The sequence below is a fragment of the Corynebacterium aurimucosum ATCC 700975 genome, from assembly GCF_000022905.1.
GTDB lineage: Bacteria > Actinomycetota > Actinomycetes > Mycobacteriales > Mycobacteriaceae > Corynebacterium > Corynebacterium aurimucosum_F.
In genome coordinates this window covers 1-19,345 of record NC_012590.1, presented here as the reverse complement: position 1 = coordinate 19,345, position 19,345 = coordinate 1, and the positions used below count along the sequence as shown (strand labels likewise).

Genomic DNA, 19,345 nt, shown 5'->3' with positions numbered 1-19,345 from the left:
ATGAGTTCTTATGACTCACTACCCCCGCATGAGGACGTGGTCGTGGTACCTCCCCGATGAGCCCCCTTCTGGGGAGGTCTCCCTCACTGAGACCACCGATTTCTCCCGGCCCGGCGCCGCCACGTGGCGGCTGCTTGGTGCCCAGCGCACCGGCGTTATCGGCATCTTCGTTGCCACCCTCATCAACGCGCCGCTGGGGGCGTTGGTCTCCGTCATCATCGGCCAGACCACGCAGTATGCCTTTTCCGATCCCTCCTGGAGCACCGTAGCCCTGCCGCTTGCGGCCACGGCGATCCTCCTCTTCATCGCCTATATTTGCGAGGCCACGGCGGATGCCTTTACTGATCTGAGTCAGGCCCGCACCACGCATACGCTGCGGCTGAACCTGCTGGATAAGCTGCTGGGTGCCTCCACCGCAGGCATAAGCCCCGGTCGGCTGCTCAACACGATGGATGAGGATTCGCACTACATCGGCCAACTCAAGCAGATCCTCAACTTCCCCCTGGTCATGGTGGGCTACCTCTTGGGCGCGGTGGTCAGCCTCGCCCCAATTTCCTGGCAGGTCTCAGCTGTACTACTGGTTGGCGCCTTCGCCACCGCGCTCGCTTCCTGGGCCACCACGAAGCCGCTGACTAAGATTGCCGCGCGCCGCCGCCAGCTGGAGAACACCGCGTTATCACTCGCCACGGACTTTGCGCAGGGTTCTCGCGTGATCAAGGGCCTCGGCGCCAAGGAGATTTCCCGCCAACGCTTTTCCGACGCCGCCCAGGATTCCTTGGGCGCCATGCTCCGCGAGGCCAAGCTGTCCTCCCTCATGGCCTGGTTGCGCCAGATGGTCCCCGCGTCCTTTGCCGTGGGCATCCTAGCCTGGTCCTCCTGGGAGACCTTCGAGGGCCGCATCGCCCCCGGCGGAATGATGGCGATCACCATGCTCGTCCCGCCCGCGCTCACCGCGCTGGGCGTGTCCCTGGGCTTGCTCACGGAGAATTGGGCGCGAGCGCGGGCCTCCGTGGAGCGCGTCGGCAAGCTACTCGGCCAGCTTTCTACCAACACCACCGAGGCCGCCGGCACCCCCGTCGAGCTCTCCCCCGGATTGCACGTGTGGATGCCCACCACCACTGAGGGGCGCAACACCGTGGACTCCTGGGTGCGCTACCTCCATGAGCACGGCGCATTGTGCCCACCGCACCGCATCTCCGTTTTGGAGGGCACCCTGCAGGACAACGTCGATCCGCTGCGTAGTGCTAGCGCTACGCAGCTTCACGACGCCCTCCATGCCTCCGCCTGCGAGGATATTGTTATCCGCCTTGGTGGTTTTGGTCCTCACGGCGAGCTGCCCACCGCGCCCATCGGTGAGGCGGGCCTTAACCTCTCCGGCGGCCAGCGCCAGCGCGTCGCGCTTGCCCGCGCCCTCGCTGTGGACCCGGAAGTTCTCGTGCTGGACAACCCCACGACGGGACTGGATTCGTTGACCCTGGCAGACGTCGCCAAGCACGTGCGTGAACTGCGCGCCGGCAAGACCACCGTGATCATTACATCCGCCTCCACGTGGGCCGCCAACGCCGATGAGGTGGTGGAGCTATGAGCCAGCAGGATCGCGCGGATGCCCTTGCACCTGCCTCCCCGCGGGAGTGCCTGCGCTTTCTGAAAACCCTGCCCAGTGCCCCGAGCAGACTGGGCATCGCCCTCTTCTTTGGGCTTTTTAGCATCACAGTCATCATGATGAACCTGGTCTCCCAGGTGCTTGGCCGCGTCGTCGATATCATCCAGGGCGTGGAGATCCCCGTCCTTGGTACGGGCCGCAGCGCCATGCTGGGCGCGTTGGTTGTTATCGCCGTGGGCTACCTCGTGGAGGTCACCGGCCGCACCGTGGGCCGCTACCTGGTTACCTCAACTACCCGCCGGCTCTCTGTGGATCTGCGCACCTCAGCGCTGGATTCCACCCTCGGTGCTCCCGTACCAGCCGTCATGGAATTGGGTACCGGCAACATCATTACGCGCCTGTCCAAGGACATCGACACCGTGGTCATGACCATCTCTATGATGGGTGACCGCCTCGTGCTCACCCTCTTCATGCTGCCGCTGACCGCACTCATGATGGTCTTCATCCACCCGGCTTATGCACTGCTCTTCATCGCGGTGAGTTGTCTGCTCTACCCCTTCATCCGCGGCACCATGCGGGATATCCCCGCCATAGCCAACGAGGTCTCCTCGGTGGAGGCCTACCGCAACAACGTGCTGCTGGACACCATCCGCGCCCTGGAGACCCTCCGTCAGTTCTCCCTGAAAGACTGGGCGCATGCACGCATGGAGCGCTACTCCTGGGACACGGTGCAGGCCTGGGGCGACAAGGTTCCGCTGATCAACCGCATCCTGGGCCAAGGCGCCCTTGCCTTCGCGGTGTTGCTCTTGGGATCGGTCCTCATGTCCGTGCCCATGGTGATGTGGGAATGGTTGACCCCCGGTGAGGCCACCGCCGCGGTGCTGTTGGTGATGCGGCTGGAGATCCACGTCTTCAACATCCTCTTCTTCGCTGGCGAAATCCAGCATTCCGTGACCTCCCTCGGCCGCGCGGTGGCGCTGGCGACCCTAGAGAGCAGCGCTGGTACGAAGGAGCTCAAGGACACGCCCCGGCTAACCTCCGCGCCGGCCATCACCATTGATCACCTTTCCTACGCCTACCCCGGCGGGGCACGCGTGCTTGACGACGTCTCCCTAACCCTCTCCGCCGGCACCACCACCGCCCTAGTTGGTACCTCCGGCGCGGGTAAGTCCACGCTCGCCGCCCTCGTCGCGGGCTTGCAGTACCCTACGAAGGGAACAATCAGCCTCGATGGGATTGATACCGCCACCGTGCCAAATACCTGGATTACCGAGCACGTCGCGCTCATTACCCAAGAAGTGCACCTCTTCTCCGGCACCTTGCGCGAGGACCTGTTGCTGGCCAAACCCGACGCCAGCGATGAGGAGCTATGGCAGGCACTCAACACCGTGGGCTTGGATGAGCATTCGCGGTGGCTGCCTCAGGGCCTGGATACGAAGATTGGCGCCGGCAACGAGGAGATCGGTGCGGAGGCCGAGCAACAGCTTTCCCTGGCCCGCATGATCCTGCGCCAGCCGCCGGTGCTCATCATGGATGAGGCCACCTCTGAGGCCGGCTCCGAGCACGCGGAAGTGCTCGAACACGCGGCTAGAGCAGTCACGAGGGGCCGCACCGCGCTCGTCGTTGCCCACCGCCTGGACCAGGCCCGTGAGGCCGACCGCATCATCGTGATGGAACAGGGTCAGATCGTCGAGGATGGCACCCACTCCGAGCTGATGGACCTGGGCGGGCGCTATGCCTCGGCTTATGCCCAGTGGGAGCACGGGAAGTAGGTAGTTCGACGCCGCCTTCTACCATGGGAGCTATGCATCTTCTTTCCCTCACTGAAGCTGACCGCACCTACCTCGCCCGCATCAATTTCCTCGCCGATACCTTTGGCGACGAACACAAAGAGCTGCCTACGGGCTTCGAGGAAGGCTTTGACTACTACCTCGGCGGTTGGGAGCCTTCCCGCGGAGGTTTCATCGCTTGGGAGGGCCACGTCCCTGCTGGTGGCGTGTGGCTGAACTGGGGAACGGCGCAGCGCCATGGTTTCGGCCACGTGGCTGAAGGCATTCCGGAGCTCGCCCTAGCCGTGGAACCTCGTTTCCGCGGGCAGGGAGTGGGCACAATGCTGATCGACGCCGCCGCTAACCTCGCCCGCGAGATGGGCGCCCCAGGTATTTCGCTGTCGGTGGCTAAAGACAATGACCGCGCCCACCGCCTTTATTTGCACCTTGGCTTCGAGCCGGTGAGCGAGAGAGACGGGCACATCGTCCTGGTCAAGCGCTTTAAGGCTGCTGAATAAGTCAACCATCAAAGTTAAAGGGCGCTCACCGTGTGAGCGCCCTGTGGAGCATAGGGGAATCGAACCCCTGACCTTTGCATTGCGAACGCAACGCTCTACCAACTGAGCTAATGCCCCAATACCTGTAGAGCGTACTCCTCCCAGTAGAAGCAACGAAATCACCCCTAGGACGGGCCTAGCGAAACCTCAGGAGTTAACTTCTTTCACTCTAGTTGCGTGTCACTAGGGATAATCCACCTTCACCGGGCAGACAATAAAGCGTCTAAAGAAAGTCTATGGAAGGTTGCCATGCGCCGAAAAAGTGTTCTTGTCCGCTCCCTCATCGCCCTTGCGGCAGCCACGGCCCTGCCTGGAACGGCTGCGGCAGCAGAGCTTCCCCAGCCGGTGATTCAGCAGCCACAGCTACCACAGCTACCCGACGTCCAGAAGGACCTTAAGCAACTGGAGCAGGACGCTTACGACGCGCTGCCCAAGGAGCTTCAAAACAGCCCTGTCTTTGCCGGCTCCTCGCGGCCGACTGCGAAGCCCGCGCCGACCGGCAAACAGCAGTCGCAGTCGGTTGCTGATTCCACCTGCTCCAACTGCGTGGCCATCACCTATGACGATGGCCCCGGCGAGTTGACCGCTCAGCTCCTCGATACCCTGAAGGCCAAAGACGCCCACGCCAGCTTCATGGTCTTAGCCCCCAGTGCCTCCACACACCCGGAACTGCTGCGCCGCATGAAGGCTGAGGGCCACACCGTGGGAAACCACACTGCATCCCACCGTGAACTCAACAAGCTCTCCCCCAGCGACGTGGACGGCGAGATCAAGGCCGGGGCCGCGGCCATCAAGGCAGCGACGGGTGAGAACCCTCGGTGGATGCGTCCCCCATACGGTGCCACCAACGGCACTGTGGAGGCCGCTGCGAAGGCTAATGGCCAGGCACAAGCCCTCTGGTCCGTCGACACCGTGGATTGGAAGGACCGCAATTCCGAGCATGTCTGCGAGGCTGCAGTCAACGGCGCGCAGCCCGGCTCCATCGTCCTCATGCACGACATTCACGCCACAACCGTAGGCGCCGCAGACTGCGTCATCGACGGACTGCGCGCGAAGGGCCTCGAGCCAGTCAGCCTCGACCGCCTCATCCCCAATCCGCAGGCGGGAAAGCATTACCTCACCCGCTAGCTCACAGCGGCCGGTTCTGGGACCAAATTAAAGGCACCTTATGCAGATTTCGCGTGCAATCACCTGGGGTTTCCCACCGGAGGTCTCCACATGGTGTCTTTGAGGCTAAAGGTCACAATGTGTGTCTGGGATCGGGGATTTTTAGGCCCTCACCTCTGAGTTAACGTCAAATATGCGTTTCAGGTGTCAGATGCGAGTTTTTGGTACCGGTGTTCTGGGGACTCGGTACTGCCGTGTTCCGGGTAGTTGGTACCGGGCCGAGGGGTGGGTCGGCCCGGACGGGCTACAATTTCAGGGTGGAATCACAGCTAGTCGCCTACATCGATGAGTCCTCCGCCCTTAAACCCCCAGACCGGCAGGAGTACATGGTGTGTGCAGCCATCATCGACACTCAAGACTTGGAAAAAATACGCGAGGAGCTACGTCCACTACGACTTCCTGGCCAGGTCAAACTTCACCGGACCGACGAACGTAATAGCCGACGCCGAAAAATCGTGGACACCCTTTCTGAGATCGACTCCATGCAAGCGATCATCACCCACCAGAGTGAAGTGAGCAAGAAGACGGAGAGGCACCGCAGGAAATGCTTGGAGCAGATGTACTTCGAGCTCTCCGAGATGCACGTCCACAACGTCACTTTGGAAAGCCGGCAAGAAGCACAAAACAGGCGAGACGTCGCCCACATAGTTGCCCTGCAGGGCCAAGGACAAAGTGCTGGCATCCGACTGCGACACGTACGCGGTGGCGATGATCCCCTGCTCTGGATTCCAGATGCCGTTCTGGGAGCACTGAACACCGTCCATCTAGGGGAAGAGCAGTACTGGGAGAAGCTGCACGAGAAAGTGGTCCTCAACCGTCCCACCCCGGATTCCCTCTAGAGGCAGGCGAAGACCCTGAGTCCAGTCGTCCGGCTGGGGTCCCAGGGTCTTCTTCCGATCCTGTCGTAACAGGTGGCAATAACACTAGGGTAGCACCATTTGGCACCGATAGGCCCCGTCCGTTTCCTTAGCTGGATCGGCGGCCTCATCCTGGTTTCCTGACCAAATCCACATCGACCAAGCCGAACGCAGCGGGCTAAATATCACTCTGCTCAATACCCCTAGACGTTGACGCCGACATGCCCCGCCGAGATACAGCAGGTCATAGGACAAAGACCTCTTACTCCGACCATCACTGAATCGATCATCAAACCACCCCGGCGAGAGCTGACGGAAAATCTCTGAAGTCAAACCCTCATCAGAGATGACTTTCTTTGCACGAGATACTTCCCGTCGTGAACACCCCAATGCGTGTGTGATCTGCGCCTAGCTAGCACCATCAAGGCACATCGCAATGATCTGCTTGAAGTTGGCCACAAGGACCAGCTCCTTCCAAGTAGAAGTTGACGCAACACCAGCGGATTGTGGTGTCGCCAACATCAACTATGAAAGAAAACCCCTTACAGTACCGGATACACGGAACACCGGTACCAACTACGCGGACTCGCGGTACCAACTACCCCAAATCGACATTTCAGGAGCATTTATCTAGCCTTGGGCCACTATAGCGAAGCAGCTATATTTCCTTGCCGCGATATTCGCTTTCAAGGCGACCTATAACAGGCACTAAATTAAAGGCTAAACGCTTCACTGTTAACTGTTCGCCAGCTTTACTGAGATCCTCAACTTCGTGAATTAATGAAGACAGCCAGAAAAAAGTTACTGGAAATTGTTCGCGGTCCAGTTCCGAAAGGATAGAAGCTAGACCCTTAATGAAATCTTCGTCGCCTAGATCATTATCCATTGTTACTCCTAACCACTCTGTGACCCATAGTACTGTAGATTGAACTTATGACCAAAGTCTCAAAAATACTTTTCCCATAGGTGTTGTGCTCTACAGTGTAGCTGGCCCCATCCTCCCGTTCGCCTCAGCACAGACTGCCCCATCAACGGATAACGCCGACGTGATAACGCCATACAGCATCAACGATGATATTGATTGGGGAACAGCGCAGCCTTTTGAAGCCGAATGGCAATGCAGAGCTGAAGCAGTGAAAAGAAATCTTACTCCTGAATTCAAATTTGATTTTGAATTTGATACTGGCTACTGGCGCTGCACCAAGCACTTTTCCATCTGGATTCTTCACTACAAGTAGAAATTCATAGGCAATTGCAGGCTTAAAGCCACCAGTGGCCGAACGCGAAAGGCGCCCAGCGTTTCCGCCGGGCGCCTTCCACTTATGCTGTGGAGCATAGGAGAATCGAACTCCTGACCTTCTGCTTGCAAAGCAGATGCTCTACCAATTGAGCTAATGCCCCATTGTTCCGTGGTGGGCCTAGCTGGAATCGAACCAGCGACCTCATCGTTATCAGCGATGCGCTCTAACCGACTGAGCTATAGGCCCTTGACCGGAACGAATAGTTACTCTACATAGGACCGGCGATCTATTACAAATCGCCTGGTCATACGTAGTTTTTCTCGATGATATTCGCTAGTTATGCGGTTCGTCTTGAAGGCGAATCTTGAATCCGCCGAAAACGTCCACGATGGCGTTGTAAATCACCGCCATGATGGGCGCCAGAATGGTCATCAGCACAGCGATAATGGCACCAAACAGTGCGGCCGCAGAGACGACCAACCCGAAGGAGACCTCAAAGCCACCGCCGACACCGCCGACGAGGCTATTGAAGGAATCCCAGATGCCTGCCTGGTCAAGGCCGACGTACAACAAGCACACGGCAATGAGCCAGGCCACGAGGCCGACGAGGGACATGGCCAAGCCAACGCGGAACGCCGACATGGGCGAAATCCGGGCGAGGTGAAGCTCTCGTCCAATCATGGGTTACTCCTCGTCCTTATCGGCATCCTTGCTTCCAGCTTCGTCCTGCTGGGAGTCTTCCCCAAGCTTGAGGTGCTCAGGCTTGACGTCCTCCACGGACTTCTCGCCCTTGGCTACTGCCTGGGCGTCTTCCTCGCCATCATCCTCAACGTTGCGGTCGATGGCCAGCAGCTCGACGTCGTCAGCCAGGTTGACCAAGCGCACGCCCATGGTGGCGCGGGAGCTCGGGCGAATCTGGTTTACCTCGGTGCGGACAACACCGCCAGCGGAGGTGATGGCGAAGATCTCGTCGTCCTCGTCGACAGAGATTGCCGCAATGAGCTTGCCGCGCTTCGGGGTGTACTTGAAGGTCATCACACCGAGGCCACCGCGACCCTGCGGGGTGTACTCCTCGATAGCTGTGCGCTTGCCGTAGCCGCCAGAGGTCGCCACTAAGAGGAACTGACCATCGCTGACCACAGACATGGACAGCAGTTGGTCATCGCCACGGAAACGCATGCCCTTCACGCCGGCAGTAGCGCGGCCCATCGGACGCAGCTGGTCATCGTCCGCGGTGAAACGGATAGCCTGACCCTGTTCAGAGGTGAGCAAGATGTCATCGCCCTCGTTGACCAGCTGGGCACCGATTAGCGCATCGCCCTCGTTGAGGTTGATCGCGATGAGGCCAGCGGAACGTGCGGATTCGTAGTCGGTGAGGCGGGACTTCTTCACGCGGCCCTGCTGGGTAGCAAGGACGAGGTAAGGAGCGTCCTCATAGGACTGAATCTGGATGACCTGGGCGATCTTCTCCTCCGGCTGGAACTCCAGCAGGTTGGCCACGTGCTGGCCGCGGGCGGTGCGGCCAGCCTCCGGAAGCTCGTAGGCCTTGAGGCGGTAGACGCGGCCGAAGTTGGTGAAGAACAGGATCCAGTCGTGCGTGGAGCAGACGAAGAAGTTCTTGACAATATCGTCCTGCTTGAGCTCCGCGCCACGCACGCCCTTGCCACCGCGCTTCTGCGCCTTGTAGGCATCCACCTTGGTGCGCTTGGCGTAGCCCGTTGCGGTGATGGTGACAACGACGTTCTCGCGGGCAATGAGGTCCTCATCGGACACGTCACCGGAGGCGGCGACGATCTGGGTACGGCGCTCATCGCCGTACTTCTCGACGATCTCTTCCAGCTCATCGTGGACAATTTCGCGCTGGCGCTCCTCGCGGGCCAAGATGTCCTTGAGGTCCGCGATGATCTCCTCGATCTCCGCCAACTCATCAATGATCTTCTGGCGCTCCAGGGCGGCCAGACGGCGCAGACGCATCGCCAGGATGGCATCTGCTTGGATTTCGTCGACGCCGAGAAGCTGCATCAGGCCTTCACGCGCCTCCTCCACCGTCGGGGAACGGCGGATGAGCGCGATGACCTCATCGAGCATGTCGAGCGCCTTGACCAAGCCGCGCAGGATGTGAGCGCGCTTCTCAGCCTCATCGAGACGGAACTGAGTACGGCGGACGATGACCTCAATCTGGTGAGCCACGTAGTAGCTCAGCATCTGATCGAGGCGCAGGGTGCGCGGCACGCCATCGACGATGGAGAGCATGTTGGCACCGAAGGAGGTCTGCAGCTGGGAGTGCTTGTACAGGTTGTTGAGGACAACGCGGGCCACAGCATCACGCTTGAGGGTGACCACGATGCGCATGCCCACACGGTCAGAGGACTCGTCTTCGATCTTGGCAATACCGGCGATCTTGCCGTTGACCACGGACTCCGCGATGTTGGAGATCATGTTGTCCGGGTTGACCTGGTAAGGCAGCTCAGTGATAACGATGGTCTGGCGGTTGCCCACCTCCTCAATGGAGGTCACGCCGCGCATGCGGATAGAGCCGCGGCCGGTGGTGTAGGCATCCTTGATGCCTTGGTCGCCCACAATGAGGCCCGCAGTGGGGAAATCCGGTCCCTTAACGCGCTCCATACACGCAGCCAAGGCTTCTTCCTCAGAAGCATTCGGGTTATCAAGCAGCCAGTAAATGGCTTCCGCCAATTCGTTGAGGTTGTGCGGCGGGATGTTGGTGGCCATACCAACGGCGATACCGCCGGAGCCATTCATCAGCAGGTTCGGAACGCGGGAGGGCAGGATAGTCGGTTCCTGCGTCTTGCCGTCGTAGTTAGGTGCAAAGTCGACGGTATTTTCGCGGATATCACGCACCATCTCCATGGCCAGCGGCGTCATGCGGCACTCGGTATAACGCATGGCGGCGGGGCCGTCATTACCGCGGGAACCGAAGTTACCCTGGCCGTCCACCAGCGGGTAGCGCATGTTCCACGGCTGGGCTAGGCGCACAAGGGTGTCGTAGATAGCGGAGTCACCGTGCGGGTGGAACTGGCCCATCGTGTCCGAGACCGGGCGGGCGGACTTTACGTAGCCGCGATCCGGGCGGTAGCCGGAGTCATACATGGCGTAGAGGATGCGGCGGTGAACAGGCTTAAGACCGTCACGCACCTCTGGCAGGGCGCGGCCGACAATGACGGACATAGCGTAGTCGATATAACTCGACTCCATTTCCTCATTGATGTCAATTGGTTGAATGCGATCGAAAAGATCACCGTTATTGTCACTCATAACGTCCCATCCTACCGTTGAGGGCCATATAAAGCCGTGTGTGGCACAGCAGTGGTATCACAGTGATACCATTCGCGCTATGGCTATGACACTGCGCCTGACCCCGGAACAAGACCACGCACTGACTCTGCTAGCCTCCGCGCAAGGAACCTCCAAGCACGAGGCGGTGGTCCGCGCCATTGTCGCGGCGGCTGCGCGAGCCCTCTCGGATGCTGCCGTGCAGGACACCGCGCGCCGGCTGCTGCCTGGGCGTGCGGAATTAGAGGCGGAGATCCGCCAAGCCCGGGGTGGGCGCCAATGAACGCAGAACAGCTGCTCCTCATCGCGCGCGATTTCTGCCAGGCCTATCGGGTGCGGGTTATAAACTTTGCCGCCTTGACCGCCGCGGCGGCGGCGAGCACGGCAACCGTCGAGGGAATTGCTGTTCATGGCAACCGCTCTGCGGCGGCAGAATCACTAGAAACAGTCTTGCGCGCGGTCCCCGCACTGAGTGGAAAAAACGAAGAATTCGCGCGATTTTGCGCCGAGGTCTATCTTTCTGTTGCAGAAGTTATGTAAGTTGAACATGATAAAGAAGTCTCTATTCCCTTGTGAGAAAGGAATTCCCTATGCCCTCGAAATCCCTGAAGAAGTTCCTCGCCGCCGGTCTCGTGGCCACCACCCTTGCCACCGCCGCAACGCCGGCTGCGAGCGCTAAGACCGCCGACAATAATTGGCAGAACAACCTCAACCCCGACTTCGAGCAGGGCGAAGCCGGCTCCTCCCTCACCGGTTCCACGCCGATCGACATGACGCTCATCATCGGCGGTAGCATCGCCGCCGCAGCAGCACTGCTCAAACTGGTAGTGGATAACGTCCCGGCACTGCGCGCCCAGGTAGACGAGTTCGCCGCCCAGATCGGAATGGCAGGCTCCTCTGGTTCTTCCGAGAACAACCGCCTTTACGAAGGTGGTCCTGACTTCGACCTCGAGCGCCTCGCCCGCACCAATGGCTTCCCGGAGATTGCTGACCAGATCGCCGCGCTCAAGGCAGGCTCCAGCGCACCGGCACAGTAAGCTCGCCTGTATGACAAACCTCACCCAGCTTCTCCAATCCCCTACCCGCAACGCCGTGGTGGCAGACTTGGCCACGGACGCCGATGACACCGTCTCTTCGCTCTCCGGCATTTCCGGAATGGCCTTCAAGGGCGCTCTAGCCGCCGCAAAGAAGGCAGATTCTAAGGTCTTATCCAAAGGAATCAACCAGATGCTTCCGGAGCTGCTCAACAGCCTGGATGCCTACTGGAAGGAATTCGAGGGCTCTGAGCAGTCTGACTTCGGCACTTATCTGGACGGACGCAGCGCTGAGGTCACAGAGGTCATCATGAATACTGCGGACAAAGCCGCTGAGGACGTTAAGGCGCCTGGCATCGCTCGCACCTACAAGTCACTTCGCGGCAAGGCCTCCTCCATCTTGGAGCCCAATGTTGCGACCATCGGCCGTGTTCTGCAGCGCCATATGGGCACTGTTTAAGCGCCTGCTTGACGACGAAAAAAGACCAGCACCTCATATGAGGTGCTGGTCTTTGCGGGTTTTGTGTAGCGCTTAGACGTCGAGGAAGCGGACGTCCTTCGCGCGGCGGGTAATGAAGGAGCGGCGAGCGGCCACGTCATCACCCATGAGGATGGAGAAGAGCTCGTCGGCGCGCTGCGCATCCTCCAAGTCCACGCGACGGAGCACGCGGGTGGTCGGATCCAGGGTGGTCTCCCACAGCTCGGCGGCGTTCATCTCACCCAGACCCTTGTAGCGCTGGATGCCGTCATCCTTATTGATCTTGCGCCCCTGCTCCAAGCCCTCGGCGAGCTGCTCGTCACGCTCCGCATCAGAGAAGGCGTAGCCCGGCTGGCCCTTGCCCCACTTCAGCTTGTACAGCGGCGGGTTAGCCAGGAAGACGTGGCCATCCTCCACCAACTGCGGCATGAAACGGAAGAGCAGGGTCAACAGAAGCGTGGCGATGTGTTGGCCGTCCACGTCGGCATCGGCCATAAGCACGATCTTGTCGTAGCGCAGCTTGGAAATATCGAATTCTTCGTGGATACCGGTGCCCAGGGCGGTAATGATGGCCTGGACCTCAGCGTTCTTCAGAACCTTGTCCATGCGGGCCTTTTCCACGTTGAGGATCTTGCCGCGCAGCGGCAGGATGGCCTGGAACATGGAATCGCGGCCGCCCTTGGCGGAACCGCCTGCGGAGTCACCCTCCACGATATAAAGCTCAGTGCGCTTCGAGTCCTTAGAGCGGCAATCCGCTAGCTTGCCCGGCAGGCCACCGAGGTCACCGGCAGACTTACGGCGCACGAGCTCACGAGCCTTGCGTGCTGCCACACGGGCGTGCGCGGAGGACACGGCCTTATTGATGATGACCTTGGCCTCAGCGGGGTTAGCATCGAACCAATCGTTGAGGTGCTCGTTGACGGAACGCTGGACGAAGCCACGGATTTCCGAGTTACCCAGCTTGGTTTTGGTCTGGCCCTCAAACTGTGGGTCCGCTACCTTGACGGAAATGACGGCGGCCAGGCCTTCGCGGCAGTCATCGCCGGAAAGGTTGCCATCCTTTTCCTTGAGGAGCTTGTGCTCCTTGGCGTAGCGGTTCATCAGGGAGGTCAGCGCAGCGCGGAAACCTTCCTCGTGCGTGCCGCCTTCGTGAGTGTTAATGGTGTTGGCGAAGGTGTGGACGGACTGCTTGTAGCCCTGGTTCCACTGCAGCGCGATTTCCACCTCATGGTCCTCACCCTTAACGTCGAAGGCAACGATGGTGGGATGGATGGCGGTCTTGTTCTTGTTGAGGTGCTCAACATAGTCCTGCAGACCGTTTGGGTAGTGGTAGGTGACTTCCTTCTTCTTGGAAGTCTTCTCCTCGCTACCGTCGCCGGCCTCTTCAGACTTTTCCTTCTCATCGAGGGAGGTCAGGCTGACGGCGGAGTCGCCGGCCTCGGCGATCTCCTCCAGTTCGGCCTGCTCCTTGGAGATGGCGCGCTCGTCACGCAGCACGATGGTCAGGCCCTTGTTCAGGAAGGCCATCTCCTGCAGGCGGCGAGCGATCGTGTCGTAATTAAATTCGACGGTTTCAAAGATCTCCGGGTCCGGCCAGAAGCGGATGGTAGTTCCGGTACCGCGAGCATTATCGCCTTCAACGAGTTCATCCGGGATGGCATTGTTGAAGTTCTGGTACCAGTGCTTGCCGTCGCGCTTGATATCCGCCTCCACACGGGTGGACAAAGCGTTGACCACGGAGATACCCACGCCGTGGAGGCCGCCGGAAACGGCATAAGATTCAGAGTCGAACTTACCGCCAGCGTGCAGCTGGGTCATGACCACCTGGACGGTGGGAACACCGGAGGCGTGCATTTCCACCGGGATACCACGACCGTTATCGATGACCTCAATGCCGCCATCCTCGCGGAGGGTGACGATGACCTTGTCGGCATAACCTGCCATCGCCTCATCGACGGAGTTATCAACGATCTCCCAAATCAGGTGGTGCAGGCCACGGGCACCGGTGGAGCCGATGTACATACCGGGGCGCTTACGGACAGCCTCGAGGCCCTCCAGAATTGTGATTGACCCCGCATCATATGCGTGTTGTTCAGCCACGGATTCGTGTTCTCCTTTTGGCTAGAGCTAAATCTAAGACTTTAGCCATTCTACACTGTGTCCCCCCACGCAAGGGCACTGCACGCCCGTGAGAGACCCAAATTTGCATGAATTTCACGGTCGCCCAAAATCAGCCGTACGTATCTTGCGAACCTTGCGGCTTGACCCATTGGCGGCCCTCATAGTTGCGGTGCTGCTTGGGGCCCTGAATGTGCAGCTTAACCACCACGTCCGGGCCGAGGCGATCAGCAATCTTCTGCAAAATGGGCCGCTGCAAGTAACGCAGCTCGGTGGCCCAGCTAGAAGAATCACACGCCACGTAGACAACCTGCTCCTTGATGGTGAGCGGTTGCGTGTGCGCGGCGATGCGCTCGCCGACGAGGTTTTCCCAATTGCCCATGACCCAACCATGAGCTAATTCGTGTTCCCAGCCGCGTTTGCCAATCTCTCGTTGGATCTGTGCGCCGAGGCTAGGGATCTCAAGGCTGCGGCGTCTGCGACGGCCATCAGGACCGCTCGGCCTACCACGCTGATAGGGCTTTGGCTGCTTCTCGGAAGATGTCGGGGCCACGTTCATTTTGGGCGCCGGTTTATTGAGCTTCGGCGGATTCTTGGAGTTGCTTCGTGTGCGCTCGAAGAGCGCCTTGACCGGATCGAAGTCCTGCTCAGTCATCTTCATCACCGCCCGCTGTATACGGAGCGATCTCAGAAATCCGGCCTTCGTCGGTATCCCGGACCGTGACCGTAAAACGTTCGATGGGCTGCAAGTTTCCGGGCAAATCCTCATCCACCGCCGCAGTGATCAGCACCTGTTCCGCGCCCGCCGCGAGGCGGACGAGTTTCTCGCGGCGCTTGGCATCCAGCTCAGCGAAAACATCATCGAGGATGAGGATCGGATCAGTGCCGTCTTGGCGCAGCAGGTTGAACTCCGCCAGCCGCAGAGAGATGGCATACGACCAGGTCTCGCCGTGGCTAGCAAAGCCCTTGGCGGGGCTCGTGCCAAGGTTAAGCACCAGATCGTCGCGGTGCGGTCCGACGAGTGAGATGCCGCGTTCGATCTCTCGTTGGCGCTTCGTGGCCAGCTCGGTGAGCATCATGGCCTCGATGACCTCGCGGTCTGAGATGTCCACGGTGGACTTGTAGTCAATGGCGGCCGGACGCGATTCCGGGGCGAGCCCGGCATAGGCGGCGGGGATGAGCTCGCGGAGTTCGTCGACAAGCGCAAGGCGTGCCTGAATCACCTGCGCGCCGAGGGAAGATAGCTGCGTATCCCACACGTCGAGAGTCGCCAGCGCCGAGGCACCATCACTGTCGCTGTAGCCGCGGCGCAAGCTTGGCGACGCCGACTTCAACAACGCATTGCGCTGCTTGAGCACCTTGTCATAATCAGCCTTCACACCAGCCAAACGCGGCGTGCGTGAGGCAATGATGTCATCCAGATACTGGCGGCGCGCTGCCGGTTCGCCGCGCACGAGGGACAAATCCTCCGGGGAAAATAACACGGTTTTCACCACGCCCAGGAGCTCACGCGGGGATTTCAGGCGCGTGCGGTTGATCTGAGCCTGATTGGCCGCGTGGGGTTTGATCAAAAGGTGCGCAGTGAGCTCTCTGCCCTGGTTCACCGCCGTGGCGGAGATACGAGCATTGTGCGCACCCTGGCGCACGAGGGGGGCATCGTGGGCCACGCGGTGTGAGGATAGATGCGCGGTATACCCGATGGCCTCGACGATGTTGGTTTTGCCGAAACCGTTGCGGCCGACAAACAGGGTAATTCCCGGTTTCAGCCTGAGGGTGAGCTCGGGCCAGGAGCGGAAGTCCCTGACATCGAGATCGCGAATATACATATGGCCTAGCCTGGCAAGCGCACCGGCATCAAGAGGTAGGTGAAATCAGTTTCCGGGGTGGGGAAAGAGCCGTCTTCGTTGGCTGCTGGCAGCTCTTCCGGTTCCGGAATCATGATTGCCGGGCGCGAAGGTTCGGTAAAGCCGAAGACCACGCGATTCGTGTGAACCACAGCCAAACCATCCTTGAGGTAGGACGGGTTGAAGGCAATGACAAAATCCTCACGGCCGTTGAAGGCGCACGGCAAAGTCTCGCTCGCGCGACCGGAATCCGCACCGGCCGCCAAGGTCACCTCACCTTCGCTGAACTCCATGCGGATCTGAGCGTTGCGATCCGTCAACAGCGAGACGCGGCGAATGGCTTCCTGGAGCGGAGCAACCTCAATGCTGGCCATGGCGCTGTGGGTCTTGGGTAGCAGCGGTGCCACGTTGGGGAAATCCGCATCCAGCATGCGGGTGGTGGTCTCGCGGTTATCCGCATGCAGGCCAAATAGGCCTTCCGCAGCGATGTTCTCACCCGTGCCCACGGCAATTTCTACCGGGATGTTGAGGTGCGTGTCCAAGGAGCGGCCGGTCTCCTGCAGGGTCTTGGCCGGGACAAGAAGCTTGGCCTGGACATCAGAAGATACTGGCTCCCACTCGAAGGTGCGCATGGCCAAGCGGAAACGGTCCGTAGCCGTCATTTCCACGTGGGAACCATTGATGTCGATGTGCACACCGGTGAGCATCGGCAGGGTGTCATCCTTGCCGGCAGCCGCAACAACCTGGCTGATGGCCTCCACGAAGAGCTGCGGGTTAATGGTGCCGGTGACCTCCGGCAGGACGGGAAGCTGAGGGTAATCATCTAGCGGAATGAGCGGTAGCTCGAAACGGGAGGAACCACAGATCAACAAAACCTTGTTGTCTTCCTGCGTCATCTCGATTTCCTTGTTGGGCAAGGAAGCAACGATGTCAGAGAGCAACTTACCGGCCACGGCGATGCGTCCCGGCTCATCCACCATGCCAGCGATACGCACGCGGGTGGAGACTTCGTAGTCGAAGCCGGTGAATTCCAAACCATTGTCATCCGCGGTGATCAGCATGGCGCGCAGTACCGGTTGGGTGACCTTCGAGGGAAGGCTGCGCGCGACCCACGCTACGGCGTTGGCGAGGTCATCTTTGGCAACGCGAAATGACACGGACTGCTCCATGGTGGTGAGACGCTCCTCTAGTTGCGGATGGAAGATTCTTGCAAGCTCACTCCAACTTACAGGATCAGCGTCGAAGCACAGGATTTTGTCATTTACCTTCTGTGCTTCCCGATAAGGGCGTGCGGTGAGGCCAGGCGCCAACGAATCACACACATCCTTTTTCTTCTTAGTTAGGGAGAAAACAAAATAGGAGTAGTAATAAGCGCTGTGGGATCTGTGGACAACCCAGTAAAAGCCAAGCTCTGAGCGGCGAACCGATCTGTGAGTCAGGGTGTGGGATCACTGTGATCAAATGACAAGAAATGTGAGTAACTGGGTCGGGGTCAAAGTTATCCACAATCCATCCCCAGATCTATCCCTGCTGATCACAGGGTTAACCACAAGGGCAATGTGCCCTCTGATCTGCTGTGGAAGAAGAAAACGTGACAAGGATCTACAAATTACAACAATGAAATTACACAGCTGTGAATAACGGTGTGGATAACTTTTTGGTGGATCGCAAAGACGCCCCTGCCCACACCCGCGGGGGAGGTTGCTGCGGGAAATGGGAGGGGCGTCGCCAAGCGTTGCGTGCTGCTAACGCTGGTTGTGATTCTTCACGCGCTGAGTCAGCGCCTGGATCTCGTCGTAGGTATTCCGGTTCTCAGTCATCTCCTTACGGATCTTGCGGTCCGCATAGATGACGGTGGTGTGGTCCTTGCCGCCGAACTGGTCACCAATCTTTGGCAGGGAGAGCTCAGTGAGCTCGCGACACAGATACATCGCCAGCTGGCGGGCATGGGCCACGGCGCGCTTCTTACCAGAACCGCGCAGGGTATCCACGTCGATGTTGAAGTAGTCCGCCGTCACTTCGATGATGGCTGCCGCGGTGATCTGGCGATCTGCAGAATCCGGGGCCAGATCATGCAGAGCAATCTCCGCCATCTCCAAACTGATCGGCTCATTGACCAGAGAGGAATAGGCAGAAACGCGGATGAGCGCACCTTCGAGCTCGCGGATCGAAGATTCGAAGCGAGAGGCGATGAGCTCGAGAACCGAGCGATCGACGTCTGTGCCGTCCGCGGAGGCCTTCTTCATGAGAATGGCGATGCGTGTCTCTAGGTCTGGCGGCTGAATGTCTGTAATCAGCCCGCCTTCGAAGCGTGTGCGGAGGCGATCTTCCAGCGTGGTCAGCTGCTTCGGTGGGCGGTCGGAGGACAAAATGATCTGTTTATTGGCCTGGTGCAGCGCATTGAAGGTGTGGAAGAACTCTTCCTGCGTGGACTCCTTGCCTTCTAGGAACTGGATGTCATCAACCATGAGGATGTCCAGGTTGCGGTAGCGGCGCTTGAAGGATTCCTGGCGGTCATCACGCAGGGAGTTGATGTAGTCGTTGGTGAATTCCTCCGAGGAAACGTACTTCACGCGCAGTCCCGGGTGCAGGACCTGGGCGTAGTTGCCGGCCGCGTGCAGCAGGTGCGTTTTGCCGAGGCCGGAACCGCCCCAAATAAAGAGTGGGTTATAGGCGCGCGCGGGGTTCTCCGCGACGGCTACGGCAGCGCCGTTAGCAAAGCGGTTGGAGGAACCGATGACGAAGTTCTCAAAGGTGTGCTTCGGGTTGAGAGACTTTTCTCGGTTCGGGTTGTGTGCTGGCTCCTCCCGCGGGATCCGTGCCCCGGTTGCTTCGGGGTAGCCACTGGGAGCGGTGCTCTGTTGCTCGCTGTAGTGTTGCGCCAATTCATCGAGGCTGGCCGGGGAATGCGCGGCCTCCCATGAGCGCGGCTGATGGTGGTTTGGTGTCTCTGGCTGGGAAGCTGGAGCGGGCTGAGTGGACTGGGTGGGCTGCTGGAAAGCCTGAGTCTGGTGCCCCATGCCGTGCTCGGGAGCCTCGGTTTGAATAGGGCGTTGAGGCGCGGGTGCTGGGGGCTCTTCCTGTGGTGCCGGCTGCGGTGGCGCCGCAATGGTCACAGCCAAAGAACAGGGGCGACCCATGTGCTGCGATAAAGCGCGGGTGATGTACTCCCCTAGTTCAGTTTCGATGACAGTTTTGGCGTTCTCGTGCGGCGCGGCGATCAACGCGTAGCCATCACCGATCATGATGGGTTCGACGAGTTGAAGGTTGAGGCGCTGGCTATGGGAGAAGTTGGGGACATCCGAGTTCGGTTGCTCGGACTGAGCCAGCAAATCACTGACCACAGCTTTCCAGCTGGCCCGGAGGGCTGCTTGCGGATCGGACAC

18 protein-coding genes and 3 tRNA genes are annotated in these 19,345 nt (G+C 59.7%); 10 read left to right on the top strand and 11 right to left on the bottom strand.

Translation table 11 applies throughout. The features are described from left to right. Nucleotides 1-10 precede the first annotated feature (10 nt). The 3 genes from CAURI_RS00235 to CAURI_RS00225 are packed head-to-tail and all read left to right on the top strand — an operon-like array spanning nt 11 to nt 3,890. Nucleotides 11-1,585 carry an ABC transporter transmembrane domain-containing protein gene (locus CAURI_RS00235; RefSeq protein ID WP_010188139.1) on the top strand — a complete coding sequence of 525 codons (1,575 nt, stop codon included), beginning with the start codon at nt 11-13 and terminating at the stop codon, nt 1,583-1,585. After that, nucleotides 1,582-3,375, top strand: coding sequence for an ABC transporter ATP-binding protein (locus tag CAURI_RS00230; protein ID WP_010188138.1), 1,794 nt, complete (start codon nt 1,582-1,584; stop codon nt 3,373-3,375). The genes CAURI_RS00235 and CAURI_RS00230 overlap by 4 nt, the downstream gene beginning before the upstream one ends. A gap of 23 nt (nt 3,376-3,398) precedes the next feature. Then, nucleotides 3,399-3,890, top strand: coding sequence for a GNAT family N-acetyltransferase (locus CAURI_RS00225; protein WP_010188137.1), 492 nt, complete (start codon nt 3,399-3,401; stop codon nt 3,888-3,890). Nucleotides 3,891-3,934: 44 nt separating this feature from the next. On the opposite strand, the gene CAURI_RS00220 is transcribed toward CAURI_RS00225, so the two are convergent. Then, nucleotides 3,935-4,007: transfer RNA gene (locus CAURI_RS00220), tRNA-Ala, on the bottom strand. A 171-nt stretch (nt 4,008-4,178) separates the two neighbouring features. Between CAURI_RS00220 and CAURI_RS00215 the strand changes: the two genes are divergently transcribed. Together CAURI_RS00215 and CAURI_RS00210 are read left to right on the top strand one after the other, a co-directional pair. Next, a complete protein-coding gene (locus CAURI_RS00215; RefSeq protein ID WP_010188128.1) occupies nt 4,179-5,057 on the top strand; it encodes a polysaccharide deacetylase family protein in 879 nt (292 codons plus the stop codon). Between the two features lie 296 nt (nt 5,058-5,353). Then, a complete protein-coding gene (locus CAURI_RS00210) occupies nt 5,354-5,935 on the top strand; it encodes a hypothetical protein (protein WP_012715381.1) in 582 nt (193 codons plus the stop codon). A gap of 676 nt (nt 5,936-6,611) precedes the next feature. Here CAURI_RS00210 and CAURI_RS00205 read toward each other — a convergent pair. Beyond that, complete coding sequence (locus tag CAURI_RS00205; RefSeq protein ID WP_010188127.1) at nt 6,612-6,839, bottom strand: hypothetical protein; 228 nt, start codon at nt 6,837-6,839, stop codon at nt 6,612-6,614. Nucleotides 6,840-6,924: 85 nt separating this feature from the next. On the opposite strand from CAURI_RS00205, the gene CAURI_RS13705 reads away from it, so the two are divergent. Beyond that, nucleotides 6,925-7,191, top strand: coding sequence for a hypothetical protein (locus CAURI_RS13705; RefSeq protein ID WP_012714713.1), 267 nt, complete (start codon nt 6,925-6,927; stop codon nt 7,189-7,191). Between the two features lie 90 nt (nt 7,192-7,281). Here CAURI_RS13705 and CAURI_RS00200 read toward each other — a convergent pair. The 4 genes from CAURI_RS00200 to gyrA all read right to left on the bottom strand — a co-directional run bounded on the left by CAURI_RS00200 (nt 7,282) and on the right by gyrA (nt 10,467). Then, nucleotides 7,282-7,354 (bottom strand) — tRNA-Ala (locus CAURI_RS00200). Between the two features lie 9 nt (nt 7,355-7,363). After that, nucleotides 7,364-7,440, bottom strand: a tRNA-Ile gene (locus CAURI_RS00195). Between the two features lie 87 nt (nt 7,441-7,527). Continuing rightward, nucleotides 7,528-7,875 (bottom strand): DUF3566 domain-containing protein, encoded by a 348-nt coding sequence (locus CAURI_RS00190; RefSeq protein WP_010188126.1) that lies wholly within the window; start codon nt 7,873-7,875, stop codon nt 7,528-7,530. Nucleotides 7,876-7,878: 3 nt separating this feature from the next. Beyond that, nucleotides 7,879-10,467 (bottom strand): DNA gyrase subunit A, encoded by a 2,589-nt coding sequence (gene gyrA, locus CAURI_RS00185; protein ID WP_010188125.1) that lies wholly within the window; start codon nt 10,465-10,467, stop codon nt 7,879-7,881. Nucleotides 10,468-10,546: 79 nt separating this feature from the next. On the opposite strand from gyrA, the gene CAURI_RS00180 reads away from it, so the two are divergent. From CAURI_RS00180 to CAURI_RS00165, 4 genes are read left to right on the top strand one after another with little or no spacing between them, the layout of a single operon-like run. Continuing rightward, on the top strand, nt 10,547-10,768 hold the full coding sequence (locus tag CAURI_RS00180; protein ID WP_029158890.1) for a hypothetical protein: 222 nt from the start codon (nt 10,547-10,549) through the stop codon (nt 10,766-10,768). After that, complete coding sequence (locus tag CAURI_RS00175) at nt 10,765-11,025, top strand: hypothetical protein (RefSeq protein ID WP_010188112.1); 261 nt, start codon at nt 10,765-10,767, stop codon at nt 11,023-11,025. Before CAURI_RS00180 ends, CAURI_RS00175 begins: the two co-directional genes overlap by 4 nt. Nucleotides 11,026-11,075: 50 nt before the next feature. Further along, the gene (locus CAURI_RS00170; protein WP_010188109.1) at nt 11,076-11,522 is read left to right on the top strand and encodes a hypothetical protein; all 447 of its coding nucleotides are present in this window, start codon (nt 11,076-11,078) and stop codon (nt 11,520-11,522) included. Nucleotides 11,523-11,532: 10 nt separating this feature from the next. Continuing rightward, nucleotides 11,533-11,979 (top strand): DUF6918 family protein, encoded by a 447-nt coding sequence (locus CAURI_RS00165; RefSeq protein WP_010188107.1) that lies wholly within the window; start codon nt 11,533-11,535, stop codon nt 11,977-11,979. Nucleotides 11,980-12,051: 72 nt separating this feature from the next. On the opposite strand, the gene gyrB is transcribed toward CAURI_RS00165, so the two are convergent. From gyrB to dnaA, 5 genes are all read right to left on the bottom strand, one after another. Beyond that, entirely contained in the window at nt 12,052-14,097 is a 2,046-nt protein-coding gene (gene gyrB, locus CAURI_RS00160; RefSeq protein ID WP_010188105.1) for a DNA topoisomerase (ATP-hydrolyzing) subunit B, read from the bottom strand. 130 nt (nt 14,098-14,227) lie between these two features. Then, nucleotides 14,228-14,776: a DciA family protein gene (locus tag CAURI_RS00155; protein WP_010188103.1), complete on the bottom strand. Its 549-nt coding sequence runs from the start codon at nt 14,774-14,776 to the stop codon at nt 14,228-14,230. After that, the gene (recF, locus tag CAURI_RS00150) at nt 14,763-15,941 is read right to left on the bottom strand and encodes a DNA replication/repair protein RecF (RefSeq protein ID WP_010188101.1); all 1,179 of its coding nucleotides are present in this window, start codon (nt 15,939-15,941) and stop codon (nt 14,763-14,765) included. Before recF ends, CAURI_RS00155 begins: the two co-directional genes overlap by 14 nt. Before the next feature lie 5 nt (nt 15,942-15,946). After that, nucleotides 15,947-17,128 (bottom strand): DNA polymerase III subunit beta, encoded by a 1,182-nt coding sequence (dnaN, locus tag CAURI_RS00145; RefSeq protein ID WP_010188099.1) that lies wholly within the window; start codon nt 17,126-17,128, stop codon nt 15,947-15,949. Between the two features lie 576 nt (nt 17,129-17,704). Continuing rightward, entirely contained in the window at nt 17,705-19,345 is a 1,641-nt protein-coding gene (gene dnaA, locus CAURI_RS00140; RefSeq protein ID WP_010188097.1) for a chromosomal replication initiator protein DnaA, read from the bottom strand.